The sequence below is a fragment of the Methanobrevibacter sp. genome, from assembly GCF_045636185.1.
Taxonomy (GTDB): domain Archaea; phylum Methanobacteriota; class Methanobacteria; order Methanobacteriales; family Methanobacteriaceae; genus Methanocatella.
Genome location: NZ_JAZTXC010000051.1, coordinates 1 through 10,890 on the forward strand (window position 1 = coordinate 1; position 10,890 = coordinate 10,890).

General features: G+C 33.4%; 9 protein-coding genes. 6 read left to right on the plus strand and 3 right to left on the minus strand.

The window, feature by feature from the left end:
* The 4 genes from ACKI3Q_RS03105 to ACKI3Q_RS03120 form a co-directional block, all read left to right on the plus strand.
* Positions 1-481 (plus strand): AEC family transporter (locus ACKI3Q_RS03105; RefSeq protein ID WP_407414153.1); only part of this gene is annotated, 481 nt, incomplete at its 5' end.
* Positions 482-725: 244 nt separating this feature from the next.
* A complete protein-coding gene (locus ACKI3Q_RS03110) occupies positions 726-2,714 on the plus strand; it encodes a 4Fe-4S binding protein (RefSeq protein WP_407414155.1) in 1,989 nt (662 codons plus the stop codon).
* Positions 2,715-2,860: 146 nt separating this feature from the next.
* A complete protein-coding gene (gene glyA / locus ACKI3Q_RS03115; protein ID WP_407414157.1) occupies positions 2,861-4,129 on the plus strand; it encodes a serine hydroxymethyltransferase in 1,269 nt (422 codons plus the stop codon).
* A gap of 6 nt (positions 4,130-4,135) precedes the next feature.
* Complete coding sequence (locus ACKI3Q_RS03120) at positions 4,136-4,828, plus strand: dihydromethanopterin reductase (acceptor) (RefSeq protein ID WP_407414159.1); 693 nt, start codon at positions 4,136-4,138, stop codon at positions 4,826-4,828.
* On the opposite strand, the gene ACKI3Q_RS03125 is transcribed toward ACKI3Q_RS03120, so the two are convergent.
* Together ACKI3Q_RS03125 and ACKI3Q_RS03130 are read right to left on the minus strand one after the other, a co-directional pair.
* Positions 4,825-5,118, minus strand: coding sequence for a DUF192 domain-containing protein (locus ACKI3Q_RS03125; RefSeq protein ID WP_407414161.1), 294 nt, complete (start codon positions 5,116-5,118; stop codon positions 4,825-4,827). The two genes, ACKI3Q_RS03120 and ACKI3Q_RS03125, sit on opposite strands and share 4 nt — an antisense overlap.
* A 229-nt stretch (positions 5,119-5,347) precedes the next feature.
* Positions 5,348-6,010 (minus strand): DsbA family protein, encoded by a 663-nt coding sequence (locus ACKI3Q_RS03130; RefSeq protein WP_407414163.1) that lies wholly within the window; start codon positions 6,008-6,010, stop codon positions 5,348-5,350.
* Positions 6,011-6,161: 151 nt separating this feature from the next.
* Here ACKI3Q_RS03130 and metK point away from each other — a divergent pair, with 151 nt between their 5' ends.
* Positions 6,162-7,325 carry a methionine adenosyltransferase gene (gene metK, locus ACKI3Q_RS03135; protein WP_407414165.1) on the plus strand — a complete coding sequence of 388 codons (1,164 nt, stop codon included), beginning with the start codon at positions 6,162-6,164 and terminating at the stop codon, positions 7,323-7,325.
* Between the two features lie 67 nt (positions 7,326-7,392).
* On the opposite strand, the gene ACKI3Q_RS03140 is transcribed toward metK, so the two are convergent.
* Positions 7,393-7,839 (minus strand): GNAT family N-acetyltransferase, encoded by a 447-nt coding sequence (locus ACKI3Q_RS03140; protein ID WP_407414166.1) that lies wholly within the window; start codon positions 7,837-7,839, stop codon positions 7,393-7,395.
* A 369-nt stretch (positions 7,840-8,208) separates the two neighbouring features.
* Between ACKI3Q_RS03140 and ileS the strand changes: the two genes are divergently transcribed.
* Positions 8,209-10,890: isoleucine--tRNA ligase (gene ileS / locus ACKI3Q_RS03145; protein ID WP_407414168.1), on the plus strand; the 2,682-nt coding region annotated here is incomplete at its 3' end.

Genomic DNA, 10,890 nt, shown 5'->3' on the forward strand with positions numbered 1-10,890 from the left:
TTTTGTTTTAATTTTAAAATTTGGAGGCAGTGTAAAGACCGCTGTTAAAAAAATCGCTCTGTTTCCTCCGGTATGGGCAATTATTCTAGGTATTTCATTAAATTCCCTTAATATTCCAATTGGTCCGGTTTTAGATAATACTATAAATTATTTGGGAAATGCTGCTATTCCTCTAATTATGTTATCTTTAGGTGTTTCCATTGATTTGAGGGGATTAAAACGTTCAAAATCCGCAATAATTTTTACATCTATTATAAAATTGGCATTTTTTCCATTCATAGCCTTTTTAATAGTATCATTTTTAGGTCTTGTTGATCTTCAATATAATGTCTCTATTGTTGAAGCTGCAATGCCATCAGGTATGCTGTCTTTAGTTTTGGCTATTACATATAAATTGGATTATGAATTGACTTCCGATTGTATTTTAATAAATACTGTATTTTCGCTTGTAACTTTGCCCATAATTATCATGTTAATTTAGCAAATTTTAATTTATTTAAATTTAAGTATTCCTAAAAATTATTGATTAGATTTTATATTATTTTAAAAAAGCCTTTAAAAATCTTTTTTTTATAATTAAGACTAATTTAAGGATTATTTTCTTTCATCATATATATACTTTACTCCAATATTTTTACAGAAATCTTTATTAATGTGTTCGTACTACATATTTAATATCTAACTCTATGTTAGATAATTTCGCACACTTGTACAAGGTGAAAATTATGGCAGAAGAAATAAGAGATAATAATGAAGAATTAAGGATAGGTGTTTACGTCTGTCACTGTGGTGTTAACATCGGTGGAGTCGTCGACTGTCCTGAAGTAGCTGAATACGCTAAGACTTTGCCTGGCGTTGTTCACGCAACTGATTATAAATATATGTGTTCTGACCCTGGTCAAGCTTTAATCCAAGAGGACATTAAAGAGAAAAACTTGAACAGAATTGTTGTTGCAGCTTGTTCCCCTCGTCTTCACGAACCTACTTTCCGTAGATGTGTAGAAGAAGCAGGATTAAACAAATTTTTATTTGAATTTGCTAACTTAAGAGAACAAGACTCTTGGGTACACATGGACTTACCTGAAGAAGCAACTCAAAAAGCTAAAGATTTAACTCGTATGGCTGTTGCTAAAGCAAGATTACTCGAACCATTAGAAGCTACTAAAGTAGCAGTAGATAACAAAGCATTAGTTATCGGTGGTGGAGTAGCTGGTATCCAAACTGCTTTAGATTTAGGTGACATGGGATTCAAAACCTACATGGTAGAAAGAAACCCAACCATCGGTGGACGTATGGGACAATTAGATAAAACTTTCCCTACTCTCGACTGTTCAATGTGTATTTTAGCACCAAAAATGGTAGACGCATTCAAACATGAAAATATTGAATTAATCTCTTACGCTGAAGTTAAAGAAGTAGACGGTTACATCGGAAACTTCAATGTAAAAGTTGAGAAAAAACCTAGATATGTTGATGAAGCTTTATGTACTGGATGTGGAGCTTGTCAAGAAGCTTGTCCTATCGAAATACCTAATTACTACGACGAAGGTGTCGGTATGGTAAAAGCTGCTTACATTCCTTTCCCTCAAGCTGTACCATTATGTGCAACTATCGATAAAGACTACTGTATCGAATGTAACTTATGTGTACAAGCTTGTGGACCAGATGCAATTGACCACAACCAACAACCTGAAGAAATTGAATTAGAAGTTGGTACTATTATTGCAGCAATTGGTTACGACCCATTCGACCCATCTGGAATCTACCAATATGGATATGGCCGTTACACCAACGTAATTACTGCAATGGAAATTGAAAGAATGATTAATGCATCAGGACCTACTGGTGGACACGTTATCAAACCATCAGACGGTATCGAACCTGAACGTGTAGCATTTATCCACTGTGTCGGTTCAAGAGATGAGCAAATCGGTAAACCTTACTGTTCCAGAGTATGTTGTATGTACTCCATGAAAAACGCTCAATTATGTATTGACCACGAACCTGATACTGAAGTAACCTGTTACTACATGGATATCCGTTCATTCGGTAAAGGATACGAAGAGTTCTACAAAACCTCTCAAGAAAAATACGGTATTGAATTCATTAGAGGTAGACCAGCACAAATCTTCGAAAATGATGACTTAACCTTAACAATCAGAGCAGAAGATACTTTACTCGGTAAAGTAACTGAATACACATACGACTTAGTTGTATTAAGTGTTGGACTTGAACACTCTGCAGGATCTGACGACCTCAGACAAATCTTAGGTGTTTCCAAATCCGCAGACGGATTCTACATGGAAGCTCACCCTAAACTCAGACCTGTTGACACCTTAACTGACGGTGTTTACATTGCTGGTGTAGCTCAAGGCCCTAAAGATATTCCTGACTCTGTAGCACAAGGTTCAGCTGCTGCATCAAGAGCAGCTATCCCAATGGCTAAAGGTCAAGTAGAAATCGAACCTATTGTCGCACGTACTGATGAAGGTATTTGTGGTGCTTGTGAAGTTTGTGTCGAATTATGTCCATTCGCTGCAATTTCAATTGTTGAAGATTCCGGATCACACCATGCAGAAATCAACACTGCATTATGTAAAGGATGTGGTACCTGTGTAGGTGCATGTCCATCTGGTGCAATGGATCAACAACACTTCAAAACCGACCAAATTATGGCACAAATCAGTGCTGCTCTTGAAGACATAGGAAAATAGATTTAGAGATTATTTAATCTCTATTTCTTTTACTTTTTTTTAATTTTTTTATTATTAGATTTTTTTTAGGAAACTATTTTTTTCATAACTCTTATATTGTAAGATTAACATAAATTACATTATACTATTTAATTTAGGTGTAGTAAATGACTAATTATCATGATGAAATTTTAAACTTTGAAAAGATAGCGCAAGAACATACTCAATATATGAGAAACAGTATTAATTTGATTGCTTCTGAAAATGTAACCAGTGTTGAAGTTACTGAAGCATTAGCTACAGATTTTGCTCATAGATATGCTGAAGGACAAGCATTTCAGAGATTTTATGAAGGATGCCAATATATCGATTTAGTTGAAGATAAAACCAAAAAACTTTCATGTGAAGTTTATGACTGTGAATATGCAAATGTTCAACCTGTTTCAGGAGTAACTGCAAATCTCGCAGCATTTTTCGGTTTTTCAAAGCCTGGAGATAAAGTAATGGCTTTGGAAGTTCCTTCAGGAGGACACATTTCTCATGCTGATGTTAGTGCTGCCGGTATTCATGGTTTAAAAACAATATTCCACCCGCTTGATAGTAATATAATGAACATTGATATAGATGCAATGAATAAAAAAATCTTGGAAGAAAAACCAAAAATTGTCTTATTCGGTGGAAGTTTATTCTTATTCCCTCATCCAATTAAAGAAGCTCGTGAAGCTGCTGATGAAGTTGGAGCTACTATAATGTATGATGGGGCTCATGTTTTAGGTCTTATTGCAGGAGGCCAATTCCAACAGCCACTTAAAGAAGGGGCTGATTTAATGATGGGAAGTACTCACAAGACATTCCCTGGTCCTCAGGGAGGAATTATCCTTTCCAGTAAAGAAAATGAGGAAATCATTGACAATGCAGTTTTCCCTGGTGTTGTAAGTAATCACCATTTACACCATTTACTTGGTTTAGGTATTGCTACAGCTGAAATGTTAGAGTTTGGTGAAGCTTATGCTAAACAGACCATTAAAAATGCTCAGGCTTTAGGTCAGGCATTATATGAAAGAGGCTTTAATGTTTTATGTGAAGATTTAGGTTTTACCCAATCTCACCAAGTTGCTGTTAACTTATCTGATATCAGATCAGCATCAGATATTGCTCGTGAATTGGCAGACAATAATGTTGTTTTAAATAAAAACCTCTTGCCAGGAGATGACAGAGATAATTCTGATAATCCGTCTGGTATTAGAATTGGTACTCAGGAAATTACCAGAAGAGGTTTAAAAGAAAAAGAAATGGATGAAGTTGCTGACTTTATTAAACGCGTTGCTGTTGATAAAGAAGATATTGCAGATGAAGTAGCTGAATTCATGAACCAATACACTGTACTCGACTACGCATTTTCCAAAAAGGATGCTTACGAATATCATAAATTATAGATTGCTATGAGGATTGGGTTTGCTTTTACTGGTGCAGGTCATTTACTCAATGAATCTGTTCAGGTAGCTGAAAAATTAGCTAAAGATCATGAAGTTACTATATTTCTCTCAGGAGCAGCTGAGGAAGTATTGAAGATGTATGGACTTTATGAAAGAGTTACCAGGTTAACTGGTGGTAAATACAGAGAGCTTGCAACAGATTCCAATCAAAAATTTTCATTTCCAATAACAGGCAGATTCTCTCTAGGCAAATATGATTTACTGATAGTTTCACCCGCTACGGCAAATACTGTTTCTAAAATTGTTTATGGTATTGCCGATACTCTAGTAACGAATGTTGTTGCACAGGCGGGAAAAGGTGCAGTAAAAACTTTCATGGTTCCGGTTGATATTCATCCGGGACCGATTGACACGGTTTTACCTTCAAAAGTTGAAAAAGACAAATGTCAAAGTTGTGATGACTGTGTTGCAGCCTTAGTATGTCCTGAAGGTGCAATTATTCCTCATGATGAAATTGACTTAACGAAATGTGTAGGTTGCGGCCAATGTAGAAACAGTTGCCCGTATGATGCAATTTCCGAAGGTAAAATAATTACTATTTATATGCGAGATATTGATATTGAAAATACTCGTAAATTATCTGAAATTGACGATATTCAAATATTTGAACATCCTAATGATGTTTTAGAGTTTATTTAAATTAACTCAATTTTTTCTCCTTTTTTTAGATTTATAAAGTTTTCTTTAGTTTCTAATAAATATTTTGCTTTTCTATTTGGCTTATAATATTGCCATGGCTTTAAAGTTACCTTATCAAAAATTATTTTATTTTCATCTAAAAAATAGGCATCTATGTTAAATCTCATAAAACAGGTCTGAATACTTGATCCATATTTTAAAATAAAAAGCAATCCATAATCAATATCTTTTTTAAACATTAGTCCAATTAGTCTTTTTAGGTATGTATCTGCATATTTTATTTTTATCATGGATTATTGCTTATTTAACTAATCTATATTAAATTTAACTTATTTTTAAAAGTAATATTGTCATGACTTTGTAATTTTCGATTTGCGATGAAATTTCTACCTAAAAAATAATTCATTTCCTGTTAATTTAAAATTCAGTTTCATAAGATAAAGTTGTTAATAATCACTTGTCCTGATTAATAAATGATATCTTATTTTTAAAATTTAAAAAATGTTTGGGATTATCTACTCATAAAGTTTTTGATTCAATTTTTCCACTTTTCAGGTCTTTGAGTGCATTTTTGAATTCTTCAGTTGATAGCGCTCCTGGAATTACCAGCATTTCTTCTGAATTTTCAACAAAATAGCATGGAACGGCTTGAACACCATTTAATTTTGCATCTTCTTCATCTATTTGAACTTCTATCTCGTATGAATTGCTGTTTAGCATATTTGTTATTTCGCTTTCATCCAAACCAACAGACGTTCCAATATCAACCAGCACTTCCTGTGAATTTAAAGGCTTATTTTCACATAAGAATGCTTCAAATAATTTTACAGTAATATTTTCAATCAAGTCAGGATTATTTTTACTTTTTGCAAATTTCAATAATCTATGTGCATCTTTTGATGGTGTTATTTTTGCATTGGAATAATCAAAATCTAAACCTTCAGCTTTTCCGATATCATCAATTTCTTTAAGCATATCTTTTGCTTGAAATTCGGGAATCCCATATTTTCTAGCATAATGATTTACCATAGGTATTATTTCATCATCCAATTCCTGTTCAAGTTCAAATGCCTTCATATCCAGTTCAACATCTAGTTTTAATTCATTTATGGCATTTTTAAGTCTGGTGTATCCAATATATGAATATGGGCAGTTAAAGTCACTCCAATATATGATTTTCATTTTTCTCCTCATTGAAAAATTAATCCAAAGAATATTATATTTAAAAATTTATATATTATTTAAGATAAACCTTATTATGAATATTTGATAAGGTTAATACAATCATATTATTTATATTGAATTATATTATATTTTGGATATTGGTGAAAACATGAATGAAATTTATAGGACATTTACATCAGAATCAGTAACCCAAGGGCATCCCGATAAAGTTGCTGATATCATTTCTGATGCAATATTGGATGCATACATGGCACAGGATAAAAATTCCCATGTTGCATGTGAAACATGTGTAACAACAGATTTTTGTATGGTATTTGGTGAAATAACTTCATCTGCCCATATTTCAGAAGAAGAAATTGAAAAAATCATAAGGGATACAATCATTGAAATTGGTTATGACAGTCCTGATTTGGAATTTGATGGTCATACTTGTAAAGTTGAAAACAGGCTCCATGAACAGTCTGCAGACATTAACCAGGGAGTAGATCGTGGAGATGAAGAAACTGGTGCAGGCGATCAGGGTATGATGTTTGGATTTGCAACCAATGAAACAGAATCATTAATGCCTTATCCAATTGATCTTGCTCGTAAATTAACAAATAAATTAACTGAACTTAGAGAAAGTGGAGAAATTCCATATTTAAGACCGGATGGTAAAGCTCAGGTATCTGTAAACTATGATAAAGATGGCAATGTCGTTTCACTTGATGCTGTAGTATTGTCAACCCAGCATGATGAGACAATGTCTGAAAATCAGGATCAATTAAAAGAAGACATTCGTGAAAAACTCTTCAATGCAGTTATTCCTGATGGATTAATCACAGAAAATACTAAAGAACACATCAATCCAACAGGTAAATTTGAAATCGGTGGTCCGCATGGAGATGCAGGTTTAACCGGTCGTAAAATCATTGTTGATACTTATGGAGGATATGCTCGCCATGGAGGTGGAGCATTTTCAGGTAAAGACTGTACCAAAGTAGACAGAAGTGCATGCTACATGGCAAGATACATTGCTAAAAACATCGTTGCAAGCGGTCTTGCAGAAAAATGTGAAATTCAATTATCTTATGCAATTGGTGTTGCAGAGCCAACTTCAGTAATGGTAGATACTTTTGGAACTGGTGTAGAAGGTGTTGACTTTGAGAAAGTAGTGCGTGAAAACTTTAAATTAACTCCTGATGGAATTATTGAAACATTAGGTTTAAGAGACACTACTTATAAACAAACCGCTAAATACGGTCACTTCGGTATTGAAGGTCTTCCATGGGAAGAAACTGACAAGGCTGAAGATTTGAAAAAATATATTTAAATCAATAGAACTTTCCTCTTTTGAGGAATAGTTTTTATCTTTTTTTTGTTAATTCTTGTACTATCGCCTAAAATTCTTTTTTCATACAGATTATGGTATTATCTTCCTGAAACTGTTCGAACTTATCGGTTTTGTAGTAACCCAATTTTTTGTATAATCCTATTGCCTCATGATTGTTTTTTCCGGTTACGATATGGGAATCTTTAAAACCCTTTTCAATAGCATCTTTTTCCAATTCTTTGATGATGAGGGATGCAATTCCTCTTTTCCTGTATTGCTCTTTGACGTATACCCTTTTGAATTCAACACTTTTTTCATCTGATGCTCTGTAGCTTGCACAGGCAATCGCTTCTTCATCATCCATCATTAAAATAACGATATGGGGAGTTTTGAATTCGTTATACTCCCTATATTTTTCCAGTTCATCTCCGATTCGCAGGTAGTATCCGTAATCAAGCTCTTCAACTAGCTTCAGGAATCGTTGATCCTTTTCATCTGTCAGTATGCATTTCATTTTATAACCTCGTTGAAACTATATCAATAGGTTAACATAGAATTACTGCTTATTTTATCTTAATAAACTATTAAAATTCTTTATTATTAATTTCAACATGATTTTCTTTATTTTGCTTTTCACAAAAAAATTTTATCATACTTGCTTGGGTTTTAATTTTAAACAATACAATATTTAAAACCCATACAATATTTTAAATATGGTTTCTATAAAGTTTCATTAGAATATCTTTTCAATTAATTTTTTTGAAGATTTAATTAATTTAAAAATCTTTTCAATTTTTAAAGTATTCAACATTTGTAACAACTTTTATTTATTAGCTAAAACAAAAAGATATATATTATAAATTATTATTTTTGAGGAGTTACAATGCCAATAAAAGAGGCAGAAAAATCATACAATCACGATAAAATAGAAAAGAAGGTTCAAAAATTCTGGAAAGAATATGATACTTTTAAAAAAGTAAATGAACTAAGAGAAAATGGTCCTAGATACTCATTTTTAGATGGTCCACCTTACTGTAGTGGAAAAATTCACTTAGGTACGGCTTGGAATAAAGTAATTAAAGATTCTTATTTACGTTATAAATCTATGAATGGTTTCAGTTTAAGAAGACAGGCCGGTTGGGATATGCATGGTCTTCCAATTGAAAATAAAGTAGAGCACTTGATGGATATCCAGTCCAAACAGGAAATTGAAGAGACAATTGGAATTGCTGCTTTTGTAGATAAGTGTAGGGAATTTGCTATTGAAAATAAAATAGCAATGGAAGAGCAATTTGACCAGTTAGGTGTTTGGATGGATTGGGATGATCCGTACATGACATTGGATCCGAAATATATGGAATCCTCTTGGTGGACACTTAAAAGAGCAAATGAACAAAATTTGCTTGTTAACGACCAAAGAGTTATCAGCTGGTGTCCTCACTGTGGAACTGCTCTTGCAGCGGCTGAAATTGAATATGAAGAAAAAGTCGACCCATCTATTTACATTAAATTCCCTGTAAAAGGTGAAGAAAATACCTATTTCTTAGTTTGGACAACTACTCCATGGACTTTGCCTGCAAACATGGCAGTTTGTGCAAATCCTGATTTTGATTATGTTTATGTCTCTAAAGATGGTGAAACTTATATTTTAGCCGAAAATTTAATGGAAGAGGTTTTAGGCCGTCAAATTAAGATTCACAAAACTAAAATTCCTGCAGAAAATGATGATGAAGAAGATAAAATCATTGAAGAAAAAGAAGTAATGTATGAAGTCATCAAAACTGTCAAAGGTGAAGAATTGATTGGAATGAGCTATGATTACATACTTTTAGATGAAGTTCCAAAGCATGCGGAATTCGATGAAATAGACGCTGTTCACAAGGTATTGGCTGGAACTCATGTCGAGCTTGGCGAAGGTACTGGTTTAGTACATACAGCACCTGGACACGGTCCGGACGATTTTGAAGTAGGTCAGGCCAATGATATTCCTATATTTTGTCCGGTAGGTGAAGATGGATGCTTCACAGAAGATGCGGGAAAATATGCTACTAAATTTACAAAAGATGAAAACTCTCAAATCATTGAAGATTTGGAAAATAAAGGTTTAATGTACAGATCAGAAACCATTGAACACAGATATGGTGTATGTTGGAGATGTAAAACTCCTATTATTTACAGAGCTACTAAACAATGGTTTTTAAAAGTAACTGAAATTAAACAAAAAATGTTGGATGAAATTGGAAAAGTAGAATGGGTGCCTAAATGGGCTGGTGAAGGAAGATTCTATGATTGGGTAGATAATGCTCGTGACTGGACAATTTCAAGACAAAGATTCTGGGGTATTCCAATTCCTATTTGGGAATGTCCTGACTGTGGAGAATTAAAAGTAATAGGTTCTCTTGATGAATTGAAATCAGAATCATTAAATGAAATTAATGTAAGTGATTCCGAACTCATTCACAGACCATACGTTGATGAAGTTGAAGTGAAATGTGATAAATGTGGTCAAACCATCAAAAGAATTCCTGATGTTTTAGATGTATGGATTGATTCAGGAGTAGCGGGTTGGGCTTCTCTTTACTATCCTGAAGAAAAGGATAAATTTCAGGATTGGTTCCCATATGATTTTATTACAGAAGGCCATGACCAAACTAGAGGATGGTTCTACTCACAATTAGGTACTGGAGTTATTTCTATGGGTAAAAGTCCATATCAGAAAGTTTTAATGCATGGATTTGTCTTGGATGAAAATGGAAATAAAATGTCCAAATCATTAGGAAATGTTGTATCTCCTGAAGAGGTAATTGAAAAATACGGAGCAGATGTGCTCAGATTTTATTTATTATGGGCTTCAAAACCATGGGATGATTTAAAATTCGTATGGGAAGAGCTTTTAAACATTAACAAGATGTTTAACATCTTATGGAATGTTTATGTATTTTCAACAACTTACATGTCATTGGATAACTTCAATCCTGTAGGATTGACAGAAGATGACATGATTTTAAGACTTGAAGATAAATGGATTATTTCTAAAGCTAATACATTAGTTAAAGAGGTTGCAGAAGAAATAGATAAGTTATATTTCCATAATGCTACAAGAAAAATCAATAATTTCATATTGGAAGACTTAAGCCGCTGGTATGTAAGGCTTATTCGTGGAAGAACCTGGGTTGAAAGTGATGATCCTGATAAATTGGGCGCTTACTACAGTTTATACACAGCGCTTGTTAAATTAATTTCTGTTTTATGTCCAATTGCTCCTCACATTTCAGAAGAAATATATGAAAATCTTGTAAAAGGAGTTAATCCGGATGTTCCTGAAAGTATTCACATGAATGACTGGGGATATGATGAAGATGCAATTGATGAGGAACTTGAAGCTAAAATGGATGTTGCTCGTGAAGTAATTGAAGCATCAATTAGAGCAAGGGACATGGCACAATATAAACTCAGATGGCCTGTTTCAGATATCACTGTCGTATCTCAGGATGATAATGTTTTAAAAGCTATTGAAGAATTGGAAGATATTATTAAAGATCAATCTAATGCAAAAGAGGTTTTA

Excerpts from the sequence above, each read along its gene's own strand:
- ACKI3Q_RS03110 (WP_407414155.1), top strand. The coding sequence starts at position 726 with ATGGCAGAAGAAATAAGAGATAATAATGAAGAATTAAGGATAGGTGTT.
- glyA (WP_407414157.1), top strand. The coding sequence starts at position 2,861 with ATGACTAATTATCATGATGAAATTTTAAACTTTGAAAAGATAGCGCAA.
- ACKI3Q_RS03120 (WP_407414159.1), top strand. The coding sequence starts at position 4,136 with ATGAGGATTGGGTTTGCTTTTACTGGTGCAGGTCATTTACTCAATGAA.
- ACKI3Q_RS03125 (WP_407414161.1), bottom strand. The coding sequence starts at position 5,118 with ATGATAAAAATAAAATATGCAGATACATACCTAAAAAGACTAATTGGA.
- ACKI3Q_RS03130 (WP_407414163.1), bottom strand. The coding sequence starts at position 6,010 with ATGAAAATCATATATTGGAGTGACTTTAACTGCCCATATTCATATATT.
- metK (WP_407414165.1), top strand. The coding sequence starts at position 6,162 with ATGAATGAAATTTATAGGACATTTACATCAGAATCAGTAACCCAAGGG.
- ACKI3Q_RS03140 (WP_407414166.1), bottom strand. The coding sequence starts at position 7,839 with ATGAAATGCATACTGACAGATGAAAAGGATCAACGATTCCTGAAGCTA.